General features: G+C 61.7%; 16 protein-coding genes and 2 tRNA genes. All 18 read right to left on the reverse strand.

Annotated elements, in window-relative coordinates:
- Window positions 1-53: 53 nt before the first annotated feature.
- The 18 genes from ACZ500_RS16450 to argF all read right to left on the reverse strand — a co-directional run bounded on the left by ACZ500_RS16450 (window position 54) and on the right by argF (window position 13,542).
- Window positions 54-129 (reverse strand) — tRNA-Cys (locus ACZ500_RS16450).
- A gap of 49 nt (window positions 130-178) precedes the next feature.
- Window positions 179-254: transfer RNA gene (locus ACZ500_RS16455), tRNA-Gly, on the reverse strand.
- 73 nt (window positions 255-327) lie between these two features.
- Window positions 328-906 carry a CDP-diacylglycerol--glycerol-3-phosphate 3-phosphatidyltransferase gene (gene pgsA / locus ACZ500_RS16460; protein ID WP_464228474.1) on the reverse strand — a complete coding sequence of 193 codons (579 nt, stop codon included), beginning with the start codon at window positions 904-906 and terminating at the stop codon, window positions 328-330.
- A gap of 52 nt (window positions 907-958) precedes the next feature.
- Window positions 959-1,543 carry a transglycosylase SLT domain-containing protein gene (locus ACZ500_RS16465; RefSeq protein ID WP_464228475.1) on the reverse strand — a complete coding sequence of 195 codons (585 nt, stop codon included), beginning with the start codon at window positions 1,541-1,543 and terminating at the stop codon, window positions 959-961.
- A 4-nt stretch (window positions 1,544-1,547) separates the two neighbouring features.
- A complete protein-coding gene (gene fsa / locus ACZ500_RS16470) occupies window positions 1,548-2,189 on the reverse strand; it encodes a fructose-6-phosphate aldolase (RefSeq protein WP_464228476.1) in 642 nt (213 codons plus the stop codon).
- Window positions 2,186-2,332 carry a hypothetical protein gene (locus ACZ500_RS16475; RefSeq protein WP_464228477.1) on the reverse strand — a complete coding sequence of 49 codons (147 nt, stop codon included), beginning with the start codon at window positions 2,330-2,332 and terminating at the stop codon, window positions 2,186-2,188. The genes fsa and ACZ500_RS16475 overlap by 4 nt, the downstream gene beginning before the upstream one ends.
- A gap of 294 nt (window positions 2,333-2,626) precedes the next feature.
- Window positions 2,627-2,893 carry a YHS domain-containing protein gene (locus ACZ500_RS16480; RefSeq protein ID WP_464228478.1) on the reverse strand — a complete coding sequence of 89 codons (267 nt, stop codon included), beginning with the start codon at window positions 2,891-2,893 and terminating at the stop codon, window positions 2,627-2,629.
- Between the two features lie 4 nt (window positions 2,894-2,897).
- Window positions 2,898-3,398: a 2-amino-4-hydroxy-6-hydroxymethyldihydropteridine diphosphokinase gene (folK, locus tag ACZ500_RS16485; protein WP_464228479.1), complete on the reverse strand. Its 501-nt coding sequence runs from the start codon at window positions 3,396-3,398 to the stop codon at window positions 2,898-2,900.
- Window positions 3,399-3,401: 3 nt separating this feature from the next.
- Entirely contained in the window at window positions 3,402-3,524 is a 123-nt protein-coding gene (locus ACZ500_RS16490; RefSeq protein ID WP_464228480.1) for a hypothetical protein, read from the reverse strand.
- 64 nt (window positions 3,525-3,588) lie between these two features.
- A complete protein-coding gene (locus ACZ500_RS16495) occupies window positions 3,589-4,758 on the reverse strand; it encodes an LL-diaminopimelate aminotransferase (protein WP_464228482.1) in 1,170 nt (389 codons plus the stop codon).
- 179 nt (window positions 4,759-4,937) lie between these two features.
- Window positions 4,938-5,747, reverse strand: coding sequence for a 4-hydroxy-tetrahydrodipicolinate reductase (gene dapB, locus ACZ500_RS16500; protein WP_464228483.1), 810 nt, complete (start codon window positions 5,745-5,747; stop codon window positions 4,938-4,940).
- Between the two features lie 266 nt (window positions 5,748-6,013).
- Complete coding sequence (gene dapA, locus ACZ500_RS16505; RefSeq protein WP_464228484.1) at window positions 6,014-6,886, reverse strand: 4-hydroxy-tetrahydrodipicolinate synthase; 873 nt, start codon at window positions 6,884-6,886, stop codon at window positions 6,014-6,016.
- A 128-nt stretch (window positions 6,887-7,014) separates the two neighbouring features.
- On the reverse strand, window positions 7,015-7,836 hold the full coding sequence (dapF, locus tag ACZ500_RS16510; RefSeq protein WP_464228486.1) for a diaminopimelate epimerase: 822 nt from the start codon (window positions 7,834-7,836) through the stop codon (window positions 7,015-7,017).
- Between the two features lie 42 nt (window positions 7,837-7,878).
- Window positions 7,879-9,135, reverse strand: coding sequence for a diaminopimelate decarboxylase (gene lysA / locus ACZ500_RS16515; protein WP_464228487.1), 1,257 nt, complete (start codon window positions 9,133-9,135; stop codon window positions 7,879-7,881).
- A gap of 182 nt (window positions 9,136-9,317) precedes the next feature.
- Window positions 9,318-9,773 (reverse strand): hypothetical protein, encoded by a 456-nt coding sequence (locus ACZ500_RS16520; RefSeq protein ID WP_464228488.1) that lies wholly within the window; start codon window positions 9,771-9,773, stop codon window positions 9,318-9,320.
- Entirely contained in the window at window positions 9,770-11,149 is a 1,380-nt protein-coding gene (gene argH, locus ACZ500_RS16525; RefSeq protein WP_464228489.1) for an argininosuccinate lyase, read from the reverse strand. Before argH ends, ACZ500_RS16520 begins: the two co-directional genes overlap by 4 nt.
- Window positions 11,150-11,221: 72 nt before the next feature.
- Window positions 11,222-12,427 (reverse strand): argininosuccinate synthase, encoded by a 1,206-nt coding sequence (locus ACZ500_RS16530; protein WP_464228490.1) that lies wholly within the window; start codon window positions 12,425-12,427, stop codon window positions 11,222-11,224.
- A 212-nt stretch (window positions 12,428-12,639) separates the two neighbouring features.
- Complete coding sequence (gene argF / locus ACZ500_RS16535; RefSeq protein WP_464228492.1) at window positions 12,640-13,542, reverse strand: ornithine carbamoyltransferase; 903 nt, start codon at window positions 13,540-13,542, stop codon at window positions 12,640-12,642.
- Between the last annotated feature and the right edge of the window lie 8 nt (window positions 13,543-13,550).

Consider the following 13,550-nt stretch of genomic DNA (forward strand, 5'->3'; position numbering starts at 1 on the left):
GGACCCACCAATAAAAAAGGACTTAAGGGGTCTCCCTAAGTCCTTGATTTCACTGGAGGCGGCAACCGGACTCGAACCGGTGAATAACGGTTTTGCAGACCGCTGCCTTAGCCACTTGGCTATGCCGCCCTATTAGAGACAGAAGGGCTGATGGTTAGATCAGCCCCGTCGCTTACGCTGGAGCGGGAAACGGGACTTGAACCCGCGACAATCACGTTGGCAACGTGAGGCTCTACCAACTGAGCTATTCCCGCTTGGTGAAATTTTATTTTACATTACAGGGGACGTTTGTCAACAAAAAATCTGCGCCCCGCGCGCCTTCGAAAATCAACCCTTCGAGCGGATGAACAGCCTTTTGAAATGGCTGAAGTAGTCCCATCCGGACCAAAGCGTCAAAATCAGCGCACCATAAAGCAAAATCAGGCCGAGAAAATGAAAATCAATGCCCAGGTAGGAGTAGTGGAGGCAAAGGCCCACCAGGGACACGGATTGAAAGATCGTCTTGTACTTGCCGAGCTGGCTTGCCTGGATGACAATGTTCTCGCTGACCGCGATCGCCCGCAGGCCCGTTATCGCCATCTCCCTTGCGATGATGAGCATCACGATCCAGAGTGGGATTCTGTCCAGCGGAACCAGTGCGATCATGGTCAGAGAGATCAGGATCTTGTCCGCCAGCGGGTCCAGGAACTTGCCGAAAATCGTTACATTCCCGTATTTACGGGCCAGAAAACCATCCAGAAAATCCGTGATGGAAGCCAGACCGAAAAAGGCGGCGGCCAGAAACGCCGCCATCCTGCCCTGGAACTGCAGACAGAGAACCACCAGCGGGATACAGGCGATCCGAAACCCGGTCAGGGCGTTCGGCAGATTCATGATCCTTTTTTCGGCCTCGGCTTGCACGTTCATCCCTTTGGAATATTGACAGTCCCCGACAGGAGATCACCCTCTGAAGAGGCTCTCAGTCTCCGGCCTTCCCGTATTGCATGTAGAACTTCTTGACACGCGCAATGAAATCGTGGGTTTCCTTGAAGGGCGGCACGCCCTGGCATGCCGCCACCTTTTCCGGCCCCGCATTATACGCCGCCAGCGCGAGAACCGTATCGTTGTTGAAACGCTTGAGCAGTTCGCTCAGATAACGCACCCCGCCGAAAATATTCTGTTCGGGATCAAACGGATTCAGGACGTTCAGATCCACCGCCGTCGGCGGCATCAACTGCATCAACCCCTGAGCCCCTTTGTCGGAAACCGCCCGGGAATCGAAGTTGCTCTCGGCCCTGATGACGGCCTTGATCAGCGCAGGCCGCAGATTGAACCGCTCAGCCGCGCGCCGGATGATGGGATCGAAATTCTGAGGGCCTTTTGCGGCGACGCGTTTTCCGCTGCGGATAAACGGCTTGTATCGGGGGTCCGTCCTGACGTTCGTAAAGTGCACGACCCCTTTCTTGTCGACGTAGCGGTAGATGTCCGCCCAGGCGGCACCGCCCCCTGCCAGAAACAGGACGATCCCTGCCACGAGTGCACCGGCCCTCCAGGACGTTCTCATACGCCTACCCCATCTTGCGCCAGTCTGCCAGAAACTTCTCCAACCCGATATCCGTCAAGGGGTGTTTGATGAGCTGTCTGATCACGTTGAAAGGGATCGTGGCGATATCCGCTCCCATCAGCGCCGCATCCACGACATGGGTCGGATTGCGTATGCTGGCAACGATGATTTCGGTCTCGTAGCCGTAATTGTCGTAAATGGTGACAATCTGCTCCACCAGGTCCATCCCGACATGGCTGATATCATCGAGCCGACCTACGAACGGACTGATGAAGGCCGCCCCGGCCTTCGCGGCCATCAAGGCCTGCACGGGCGAAAAGCAGAGGGTCACATTGACGCGGATCCCCTCGGCCGACAAGATCTTGACGGCCTTCAGCCCCTCTTCGATCATCGGGATCTTGACCACGATATTGTCGGCGATCTTGGCCAGGTCCCGCGCCTCTTTGAGCATGCCGTCCTTTTCCACGGCGATGACCTCGGCACTTACGGGACCTTCTACGATGGAGCAGATCTCCTTGATCAATCCCTTGAACTCCCGCTTCTCCTTGGCCACCAAAGACGGGTTCGTGGTCACCCCGTCCACCATGCCCAAGGCATGGGCCTGCTTGATCTCGTCAATATTCGCCGTATCGATAAAAAACTTCATTCAGTATCTCCTTCACTTTCTAAGGTAGTTTCCATCCGGAAATGGCCTTTTTGGCCAATCTCGGCGTCAATCTGCACGTTTACTTGTGCGGCGACCACTAGGTCGCCTCCGCGCAAACGCTTGATTTCCTTGATATTGGCCAAAAATCATCATTTCCGGATTGGAAACTGGGTTCTATAGGGAAATCATTTCCCGATGGATACTAGGGTAGTTTCCATCTGGAAAAAGGGCTTCTTGGCCAATCTCGGTGTCAATCTGCACGTTTGCTTGTGCGGCGACCACCAGGCCACCTAAGCACAACCAGTTGATTCTTTTCGATATTAGCCAAAAAACCTTATTCGCGGATCGGAAACTTGGTCGAGCTGGACAATCATTCCCGGATAAGCAGAAAGCAAGATCCGTACCAGTAGCAGCCGCGAAGACCACAGCAAACCGAACTACCGGGATCTTTCTGCCTTGTTCTGCTCCTTTTCAAAAAGATCCGCGCAGGACTCGCTGCAAAAAAAATGATCCTTGCCTCCAATGGTGCGCCTCACGGCTTCGCGCAGGGGGACATAGGTGCCGCAAAAAGGGTCCTGCACCATCTCGTCGACATGGCCGGCAGGGGCGTCATACTTGGTCGCTTTTTCAACCGGCGCCTGAATCAGCTTCCGGAGAAAACGGTATAGGATATAAAGCAGTAATGCAAGGAGCAAAATGCGCATCGGATCACTCCTCAAGCGCAGAAACGGCCTGTTCGTCGGGCGGCAGCCGATCCAGGAGTTCCTGCACGGTCCTGCCCAGCACCGGGTGCACCCAGGCAGGCGCAAGCGCCGCGAGCGGGGCAAGCACAAACCGTCGTATGTGCATCAGCGGGTGGGGAATCGAAAGATCTTCCTCGTCGACGATCTCCTCCCCGAAGATAAGGATATCGAGGTCAATCGGCCTGGAATCCCACTTCTTCAACCGCACACGCCCCATGTCCGCCTCGATCGCCAAGAGGACCTCAAGAAGTTTACGCGCAGATATCCCGACCCGCAGCTCTATAACGGCATTGACATACCAGTCCTGACCGTCCACACCGACCGGCTCCGAACGAAAAAAGGGCGAGACCGCCACGACCCGGCACCCGGGGATACGGTCCATCCGCTCGATGGCCATGCGGCACTGCCCGGCCTTTTCACCCAGGTTCGATCCCACGCCGATGAAAGCTGTTCTGGAACCAGACATATCTCAACTCTCCGTCCCGGATAAACCGCCGATCCCCCGCCCCTTCAGGAAGACAGGCAAGCGGGCCTCCCACCGGAGCATCGTTACAGCCTCCATCAGCGTCCGGATACCCGTATCAAAGAACAAAGGGTATTCTCAACGGATCGATGGCCGCGCCGGGTGGATCCACTGCCGCAAGGGGAACTCCCCATCAAAGATTCAGCTTCTGCAGGCGCTCGATGGCTTCGGCGAGCCGCTGACGGTTCTGGGTCAAAGCGATGCGGAAGTACCCCTCGCCAGGCTCACCAAAACCGTTTCCGGGCGTCACCACCAGACCTGCCTCTTCCAACAACCGGGTAGCCAGTCGGGCCGAAGTGTAACCAGCGGGCACCTCGACCCACAGATAAAAGGTTGCCTTCGGCACGCGCAGCCTGAAACCCGCCGCCTCGAGACCTTCGACCATCAGATCGCGCCGGCGGGTGTAAACGGCCCGCATCTCGCCCACACAGGATTGATCCCCGGCAATGGCCTCGATCCCCGCCATCTGCACCGCCTGGAAGACCCCCGAATCGATGTTGCTCTTGATTGCGCCAAGCCCGTCCACCGCCTCCGGGTTCCCCACCGCGAAGCCGATCCGCCAGCCGGTCATGTTGTAAGTCTTCGAAAGGGAGTGAAACTCCAGCCCGATATCCTTTGCCCCGGGGACCTCCAGAAAACTCGGAGGCTGGTACCCGTTGTAGCCCATCTCGGTGTAGGCCGCATCGTGGCAGACAATGATGTCCTTCTCCTTCGCGAAGGCCACCACCCGCTCGAAAAACGCCCTGTCAGCCACGGCGGCGGTGGGATTGTTCGGGTAGTTGATGAACATCACCCGGGCACGTGCGGCCACATCGTCGGGGATAGCCTCCAGATCCGGCAGAAAGTCGTTTTCCTTCACCAGGGGCATGAAATATGATTCGCCGCCCGCAAACATCGTGGCGATATGGTAAACGGGATAGGCCGGCGTGGGAACGAGCGCCACGTCCCCTGGGTCGATGAAGGCCAGGGGGAAATGGGCGATGCCTTCCTTGCTCCCGATGAGGGAGACCACCTCGCTTTTCGGATCCAGCCGAACACCGAAGCGCCTCCCGTACCACTCGGCCACTGCCTCTTTGAAGCCGCCCATCCCTGAATAAGAGGGATAACGATGATTACCGGGATCTTCAGCGGCCTTCTTCAGGGCCTCGATAATGTGCGGGGGTGTCGGGAGGTCGGGGTCCCCGACGCCGAGATCGATGATATCGACACCGCGGGCCTTCACCTCGGCCTTCTTGCGGTCTATTTCCTTGAAGAGGTAAGGCGGGAGGCGCTTGAGGCGCTCCGCCCTTTCAAATCGTTCCATGATCGAAAAAACTCCATTCCCTGCAGATTCACATCATCCCCGGCCCTCCCGGGAAAGGGGCGTACCCCCATCCTCACCCCTATGGTTCACGCGGACCGAGGGTACCGCCTTATGGAAGGGGCACGGACCCTCCATCCATCCAGTCGAAGATCCGCTGCAGACCGCCGCGTACCAAGAATCTAATGGACTCTCAGCCCCAGCACGTCCTGCATGTCGTAAAGTCCCGGGGGCTGACGCACCACCCAGTGGGCCGCCCTGACTGCCCCCTTGGCAAAATTGTCGCGGTTGTGCGCCCGGTGCGTCAACTCGAGCCGTTCACCGATCCCGCCGAACATGACGGTGTGCTCGCCGGTGATATCACCGGCGCGCCAGGTCTGGATGCCGATCTCGTCATCCGTGCGCGGACCGACGATGCCCTTGCGCTCATAGACCGCGACCTTTTCGAGGTCCTTTCCCTTTGCATCGGCCAGAACCTGGGCAAGGCGCATCGCCGTGCCGCTCGGCGCATCCTTTTTCAGCCGGTGGTGGACCTCGAGAATCTCGCAGTCGAAGCCCTTCCCGAGGATGCGGGCCATCTCGCCCGCAATGCGGAACATCACATTGACCCCGACGCTCATGTTGGGGGCCATGACCGTGCGCGTCCGGCGTCCCAGATCCTGCGCTTCGGCCAGTTGGGCGCCTTGAATCCCCGTCGTCCCGATCACCACGGCCAGGCCCTTGGAAACCGCAAGGCGCAGGTTGGCAAGCGTCCCCTCAGGGGCCGTGAAATCGATCAGGACCTCGCCGCGCTCCGCGGCCGCCTCGAGGGATCCGGCGATCGGGATCCCGATCTCACCCAAGCCGGCTACAGCGCCGGCATCGGCGCCCAGGTCGGGATGATCAGGCCGCTCGAAGGCTCCGGCCAACACAGCGTCAGGGTCTTCGTGGATCATGTGGACGATGCGTTTTCCCATCTTGCCGGCCGCGCCGGCGACGATTACCTGAATCATCTTCCTCGACTCCTTCTGAACCCCATCCGGGGTTGACTCCTCTCCGTCCGGAGACGGTCTGTTCGGCCCACGCCAAGGCCGTCCCGCCCCACCGCTTGTGCAGCGATGGGCCGAGCACCTTCACACGATACGGCCGATCTCGCAGACTCCGGCCGGAACGCATTCTTCCACGGAAGAAAATACCCGGCGCGCCTCGCTCGTCCTCGGAGGACCGCCGGCCCCAATAAAAAAGCGGAAAACCGGCCGGCCGCTTCGGGATCCACCCCTCAGATCAACCCATAGGCCTCGAGGGCCTTTTTGAGCTTTTCACGGTTGGCCGGGGCCATCGGACACAACGGCAGCCTGAACTCCTCGTCGATCATCCCCATCATCGCCAGGGCAGTCTTGACCGGAATCGGGTTGGTCTCATAGAACATGGCCTTGCACAGAGGCAGCAGCTTGTAGAAAAGCTCCTGCGCCCCCGGGATGTCCCCCGTCTCCCAGGCCTTGATCAGGCCGGCGGTGTCCTTCGGCACGATGTTGGCAGCCACCGAGATGACCCCTTTCCCTCCCAGGGCGAGAAGCGGCAGGGTCACGTTGTCATCCCCGGAAAGCAGGGTGATCCGGTCTCCCACCAGCTCGACGATCTCGGCCATCTGGGCCAGGTTGCCCGAGGCCTCCTTGATGGCCACCACCTCCGGGAACTCCGTCAGCCGCGCCACGGTCTCCGGCAGCAGATTGACGCTCGTCCGGCCCGGCACATTGTAGAGGATCATGGGCAGGGACACGGCCTCGGCGATGGTTTTGTAATGCCGATAAAGCCCTTCCTGGGTGGGCTTGTTGTAGTAAGGGGTCACCTGCAGGGAGGCGTCGGCGCCCGCCCGCTTCGCGTGCGCAGTCAGCTCGACGGCCTCCATGGTGCTGTTGCCCCCGGTTCCGGCGATGACCGGAACGCGCTTGTCGACCGCCTCGATGGTGATATCGATCACGCGGTTGTGCTCTTCCACATTCAGTGTGGCCGATTCCCCGGTCGTGCCGCAAGGGACAATCGCGCTCGTCCCGTTTTCAATCTGAAATTCTATCAACCGCCGAAAGGCGTCTTCATCCACCTTGCCGTTTTTGAAGGGTGTCACGATCGCTACGATGGATCCCTGAAACATGGCTCTCCTCCTAGAAATCTACAGTACCTGAAAATGATCGATGGACGGACACGCAGTCTGTCTTGTCCCCCCTGTGTCCGAGCCTTTACGTGATGCGCACGCCGGCTGCGGCCGCCCGAAACCGGGGGTCAGAGGGCCTCCGCATCCAGGGTGGCGCGGTAGATGACGGCCGTGTTCCCTTCGAGCCAGACCCTTTCGAAAACATCCCCCTGCCGCTCGAAATGGATGGTCAGGATCTCTCCCCCGCGGGTCGTCACCTCGACGGGGGAGGCGACCTCCCCGCGCGCCGCCGCCGTGATGGCCGAGGCGATCGCCCCGGTCCCGCAGGCGAGCGTCTCGTCTTCCACACCGCGCTCGTAGGTCCTGAGCCTCACGCTGTGGCGCCCGAGCACCTGCATGAAATTCGCGTTCGTACCGGCCGGCGCAAAGTGCGCGTGATAGCGGACCGCCCGCCCATGCTCGACCACGGGGTGCCGCTCGAGATCTTCCACGCGCACCACCACGTGGGGCACCCCGGTGTTGACGAAGTCCGCGCGCTCCCATCCCGGCAGCCGATCGATCGCGACATCGAGGGTCAGCCCTTTCGGCCGGGGCATCAGGACCTTGACCGTACGGCCGCTCACTTCGGCCGAAACCGGGCCGGCGAGCGTCTCGAAGGTCATCCGCGGGCCGGTGATCCCCTTTAAATGCGCGAAACGGGAGACGCACCGTCCGCCGTTGCCGCACATTTCCACCTCCCCGCCGTCGGCGTTGAAAAAGCGCCAGGCGAAATCGTACCGGTTCGAAGGCACCACGAAGATCACCCCATCCGCTCCGACGGACTCCCGCCGGCGGCAGACACGCTCCACCAGGCGGCCCATCTCGGCTTCAGCGACCACCCCTTCGCGGTTGTCGATGAGGATGAAGTCGTTTCCGCTGCCGCTCATTTTCCAGAATTCGATCGTGTTCATAGCTCTCGGACGCACCGCATGCCACGTTCCGTTCCCTCCGGATCAGGCCGCCTCCCCGGGGAGGCTCTCGCCCCGGATCAGGTCTTCGAAGGTCTCGCGCCGGCGGATGACGTGAAAGATCCCGCCTTGAACCATCACCTCGCACAGCCGCGGCCGCGAGTTGTAATTGGATGACATGCTGAACCCGTACGCACCGGCGCTCATGACAGCCAGCAGGTCCCCGGGCTCGAAGGCCTCCAGCTCCCGCCCCTTGGCCAGGAAATCCCCCGACTCGCAGATGGGGCCCACCACGTCGGCCGTCAGCCTCGGCCTCTCGCGGCGGAAAACAGGCTGAATGGCATGGTATGATTGATAGAGGCTCGGCCGCATCAGGTCGTTCATCCCGGCATCCACCACGAAAAAATGCTTCAGCCCGGTCGTTTTCGTGTAGAGCACACGTGCCACCAGGATACCGGCATTCCCGACGATTACGCGGCCCGGCTCCAAAATCAGGGTCACATCGGAGCCCGCGAGGGTTTCCTTGAGCGCCGCGGCGTATTCCTCCGGAGGCGGCGGCGTCTCCCGATCGTAGGTAATCCCCAGCCCCCCTCCGATGTCGAGGCACCGGATCCGGATCCCGGAGGACCGGAGGGCATCCATCAGCCCGAGGACCTTCCGGAGGGCGTCCACAAAGGGCAGGACCTGGGTCAGCTGGGAGCCGATATGACAGGAAATCCCCATCACTTCGAGATGGACCAGGGAGGCCGCGCGGGCATACTCGGCGGGCGCATCGTCGATGTCGATCCCGAATTTGTTCTCCTTGAGACCCGTCGAGATGTACGGGTGGGTCTTGGGGTCCACATCCGGATTGACCCGGAGGGAAATGGGGGCCCTCTTGCCCGCCCGCCGGGCCACCTCGTTCAGGCGGTCGATCTCCTGGGACGATTCCACGTTGAACATGAGGATCCCGGCCTCCAGCGCATAGGCCAGGTCTTCCTCGCTCTTGCCCACCCCGGAATAGACGATCCGCCCGGGCTCGACCCCCGCACGCAGTGCACGGTAAAGCTCCCCCCCGGAGACGATATCCACCCCGCCGCCCTCCCGGGCGAAGAGGTTCAGGATCGCCCCGTTCGAGTTCGACTTCATGGAAAAACAGGTCAGGTGCTTCAGGCCGGCGAAGGCCCCGTCGAACGTCCTGAAGTGCCGCTTCAGCGTGGCGTGGGAGTAGAGGTAGAACGGCGTCCCCACCGCCTCGGCGATGTGGGCGACAGGCACCTCCTCGCAAAACAGTTCATCCTGGACATAGTTGAAATGATGCATTCGCTCTCTGCGTCTTTCTGGGGGACGCCCCAAAGCACACCCCGGTTCATCATCGACAGGCCCTCCGCCTGATTGCGTACGGAGAGAGTCTGGCGGGTTCCCTCAACAACCGGCCGTGACGAGAAACACCCCCCATGAATCCGCCGACCGGGCAAGGGCCGGGGGCCGAATCCGAAGGTTTTTTATTCGGCGTCCCGCAGTGCGATCTTCAGCCGCTCCGATGCCGGACCCAAACGGCCGTCCGGGGCAATCAACTGAATTTCGAAATAGTGAACACCCACGCTCGGGGGGATGTTCACCCGGCTCTCGAAGGTCTGTCCTTTGACAACGCTGCCCCGGATCTCCCGGTACCCGTGGTAGGAAACCGGGCAGCCCTCGCAAGGCGCGGCATCCGAAGCGAAGTGGGCATAATGTACGCGGCAGCCTGCCGTCCACTCGGGCTGAGGTTGCCCCTCCTGCACCGGAACCTCTCCGGTCAGGATCAATACGCCGTCTTGCCAGACGGCCTCGGGCTGGATCACCACGAGGGTGAAGGGGGCCTTGGGCAGAAAAGGCGGCCCCTTTTTGCCGCAGGCCGCACCAACCAGGATCACCGTCAAAAAGGTCAGCAACAGAAACGGTCTCAAAACCCCTTTCACGACACCCACTCCTTCCGTGCGGCGGCCAAGGCCTCCCGCACGCGCTCGGGACCCGTGCCGCCGGTCAGCTTCCGCCGCGCCACACACGCCTCGGCGCTGAGCCACCCGTAGACCTGCTCGTCGATCACCCGGCTGAAGCTCTTCATCTCCTCGAGCGGCAGCTCGTGGAGTTCGAGGCCGCGCTCCATGGCGTGCAGGACCATCCTCCCCACCACACCGTGGGCCTCCCGGAACGTGACCCCTTTGCCGACCAGATAGTCGGCGAGGTCGGTCGCGACCAGATACCCTTCCGCAGCCGCCGCCTTCAGTCGCTCGGCGTTGAAGGTCACTTCCCTCAGCAGCCTCGCCATGATCTCCAGGCAGAGCGTCAAGGTGTCGGCGGCGTCGAAGAGGCCTTCCTTGTCTTCCTGCATATCTTTGTTGTAGGTGAGCGGCAGCCCCTTCATGGTGGTCAGGAGCCCCATAAGGTGGCCGTAGACCCTGCCGGTCTTGCCGCGGATCAGCTCCGGCACATCCGGGTTCTTCTTCTGCGGCATGATGCTGCTCCCGGTGCAGAAGCCGTCGGAGATGGTGATGAACCCGAATTCCTGGCTCGACCAGATGATCAACTCCTCGCTCATGCGGCTCAGGTGCATCATGACGGTCGCCGCGGCGAACAGGAACTCCAGGATGAAATCCCGGTCGCTCACCGCGTCCATGCTGTTGCGGCTGACACCTTCGAACCCGAGCTCCCGCGCCACGCCCTCCCGGTCCAGGGGAAAGGTGGAGCCGGCGAGGGCGGCGCTCCCGAGAGGCAGCACATTCACCCGCCGAAGGCCTTCGGCCAGGCGCGCCCGGTCCCGCCCCAGCATTTCGACATAGGCGAGCAGGTGGTGCGCCACCAGGACCGGCTGCGCCCGCTGCAGGTGCGTGTAGCCCGGCATGATCAGGCCGACGTTCTTCTCGCCGAGCTCGATCAGGCTTTCCTGAACCCGGCCGATCAGGACGATGGCCTCCTGGATGACGTCCCGCACGTAAAGTCGGATGTCCAGGGCCACCTGGTCGTTCCGGCTCCGGCCGGTATGAAGCTTCTCCCCGAGGGCGCCGATCCGCTCGATCAGGTTCTTCTCCACCAGCGTATGAATATCCTCGAAATCGTCGCTGAAAGGGATCTCCCCGCGCTCGATGCCGCGCTTGATCTCCCCCAGGGCCTCGATCATACGTGCGGCCTCCTCCTCCCGGATGATCCCCTGCCGGGCGAGCATCCGCGCGTGCGCGATGCTCCCGAGGATATCCTGGGCGTAGAGACGGCGATCGAAACCGATGGAGGCGTTGAAACGGTTCACGAGGGCGTCGGTCTCCTCCTTGAACCGCCCTCCCCAGGTCTTGCGAACCATGACGGCTGTTCCTCCCTCGAATCGTCTCCCGCGCCCCCGGCCGGCGTCATGCCACAGCCGGAGGCCGTTCGATCAGCGTTTCTCCAGCAGGCGCGCGATCTTCAAACGCAGCCCGTTCAGGCGGATGAAACCCTCCGCGTCCTTCTGGTTGTAAACCTCGTCTCCCTCGAAGGTCGCGAAATCCGGATGGTACAGGCTCGCCTCGGACTTTCTTCCCGCGACCGTGCAGTTGCCTTTGTAGAGCTTCAGCCTGACGACCCCGCTCACCCGCTTCTGGGAAAGATCGATCATCTGCTGGAGCATCTCCCGCTCCGGAGCGAACCAGTACCCGTAGTAGATCATCTCCGCGTAGCGTGGAACGAGTCCGTCGCGGATGTGCATCACCTCCCGATCGAGCGTGATGGACTCCATCGCCAGATGCGCCGCCCGCAGGATCGTCCCGCCGGGGGTCTCGTAGACGCCCCGCGACTTCATCCCGACGTAGCGGTTTTCTACCAGGTCCACCCGGCCAACGCCGTTCGCCCCGCCCATATCGTTCAGGTGCGCCAGGAGGCCGGCCGGGGTCATGGCCTCGCCGTCCACCGCCACCGCATCTCCCTCCCGATAGGTGATCTCCACGTAGGTGGATCTATCGGGCGCCTTTTCCGGCGACACCGACAGCACGAACATGTCCTCGGGCGGCTCGCTCCAGACATCCTCCAAGATCCCGCCCTCGAAGCTGATGTGGAGCAGGTTCCGATCGCTCGAGTAAGGCTTTTCCTTCGTCACCGGGACAGGGATCCCCTTGCTGCGGGCGAAATCGATCAGATCCTCACGCCCTCTGAACCCCCACTCGCGCCACGGGGCGACAATCCGCATGCCGGGTTCGAGCGCCATGTAGGCGAGTTCGAACCGGACCTGGTCGTTGCCTTTGCCGGTGGCCCCGTGGGAAACGGCGTCGGCGCCCGTCCGGCGGGCCGCCTCGATCTGCCCGCGGGCGATGAGGGGCCGCGCGAGGGAGGTACCGAGAAGATAGGAGGACTCATAGATCGCGTTGGCCCTGAGGGCGGGCCAGACGTACCCCTTGACGAAATCCTCCCGCAGGTCTTCGATGATCACCTCGTCGGCGCCGGTCTTGAGGGCCTTTTCCCGAATCCCGCCGAGTTCCTCTCCCTGTCCCAGATCCGCGGCATAGGCCACCACCGGACACCCATACGTTTCCTTGAGCCAGGCCAGGATCACGGAGGTGTCGAGCCCCCCGGAATAGGCCAGGACGATCTTTTCGATATCCTTACCCAAAGTCGTTCTCCCTTGTATCACAGCCGCTTGGAGCGGCGGTTATCATCCACCCTTTCATCTCTCCGGCTGACGGATTCTCAACCGCCCGGATCCGCCATCGAACCCGAATCGCCGCCATCCGCAAAAGGATCCAGTGAACCGGGCGGCAACCCCTTCCAAGGCACCTTCGGGCGCCGCCCGGAACAGCGAGAACCCCACCCCCGCCAGAGGTCTCAGGCGAGCAGCAGGGTTTCGAGCAGGGCCTGGTGCAGATACATCTTGTTTTCGGCCTGGTCCAGGACCACCGACCGGGGCCCGTCGAGGACCCCCGATGCGATCTCCTCCTCACGGTGGGCAGGCAAGCAATGCATGACGATGACATCCGGGCGCGCGAGCGCCACAAGCGCCTCATTGACCTGAAAACGACTGAAATCCTGCAGCCTTTTTTCCCGTTCGGCGTCCTGCCCCATGCTGGTCCAGACATCCGTGTTCAGCACGTCCGCACCCCGCACCGCCTCGGCCGGATCGGTGGTAAGCCGGATATTGGGCGCACCCTCCCCCAGAACCTCCGGTTTCGGCGCATACCCCGGGGGGCAGGCCAGCACCAGTTCGAAGCCCAGTTTGCGGGCGGCGTGGATCCAGGAATGGGCGACGTTGTTGCCGTCTCCCACCCAGCCGATCTTGAGGTTCCTGACCGAACCCTTCTTTTCCTTGACGGTCATGAGATCGCTCAGGATCTGACACGGGTGATAGAGGTCCGTCAGGGCATTGATCACGGGGATATCGGCCCAGCGTGCCACCTCCTCCACCCACTCCTGCGAATAGGTCCGGATCGCCAGGACATCCAGGTACCTGGAAAGGACCTGGGCGGTGTCCTTCAAGGCCTCGTTCCGGGAAAGCTGGGTATCGTGGCGGCTCAGGAAGATCGTTCCTCCCCCCGCGCGGAGCATGGCCACTTCGAACGAAACGCGGGTCCGTGTGGAGGCCTTGTCGAACATGAGGCCGAGGGTATAACCTTCCAGCGGCCGGCGAGCCAGATCCCGGCCGCTTTGCTTCAACGTCAGGGCCTGCTGGACGACGGCCATGATCTCGTCCGGGGTCCAATCCCTGATGGTCAGAAAATCCTTTTTTTTCATCTGTTTGT

It is taken from the genome of Desulfatiglans parachlorophenolica, from assembly GCF_055394735.1.

Excerpts from the sequence above, each read along its gene's own strand:
- pgsA (WP_464228474.1), bottom strand. The coding sequence starts at position 906 with ATGAACGTGCAAGCCGAGGCCGAAAAAAGGATCATGAATCTGCCGAAC.
- ACZ500_RS16465 (WP_464228475.1), bottom strand. The coding sequence starts at position 1,543 with ATGAGAACGTCCTGGAGGGCCGGTGCACTCGTGGCAGGGATCGTCCTG.
- fsa (WP_464228476.1), bottom strand. The coding sequence starts at position 2,189 with ATGAAGTTTTTTATCGATACGGCGAATATTGACGAGATCAAGCAGGCC.
- ACZ500_RS16480 (WP_464228478.1), bottom strand. The coding sequence starts at position 2,893 with ATGCGCATTTTGCTCCTTGCATTACTGCTTTATATCCTATACCGTTTT.
- folK (WP_464228479.1), bottom strand. The coding sequence starts at position 3,398 with ATGTCTGGTTCCAGAACAGCTTTCATCGGCGTGGGATCGAACCTGGGT.
- ACZ500_RS16495 (WP_464228482.1), bottom strand. The coding sequence starts at position 4,758 with ATGGAACGATTTGAAAGGGCGGAGCGCCTCAAGCGCCTCCCGCCTTAC.
- dapB (WP_464228483.1), bottom strand. The coding sequence starts at position 5,747 with ATGATTCAGGTAATCGTCGCCGGCGCGGCCGGCAAGATGGGAAAACGC.
- dapA (WP_464228484.1), bottom strand. The coding sequence starts at position 6,886 with ATGTTTCAGGGATCCATCGTAGCGATCGTGACACCCTTCAAAAACGGC.
- dapF (WP_464228486.1), bottom strand. The coding sequence starts at position 7,836 with ATGAACACGATCGAATTCTGGAAAATGAGCGGCAGCGGAAACGACTTC.
- lysA (WP_464228487.1), bottom strand. The coding sequence starts at position 9,135 with ATGCATCATTTCAACTATGTCCAGGATGAACTGTTTTGCGAGGAGGTG.
- argH (WP_464228489.1), bottom strand. The coding sequence starts at position 11,149 with ATGGTTCGCAAGACCTGGGGAGGGCGGTTCAAGGAGGAGACCGACGCC.
- argF (WP_464228492.1), bottom strand. The coding sequence starts at position 13,542 with ATGAAAAAAAAGGATTTTCTGACCATCAGGGATTGGACCCCGGACGAG.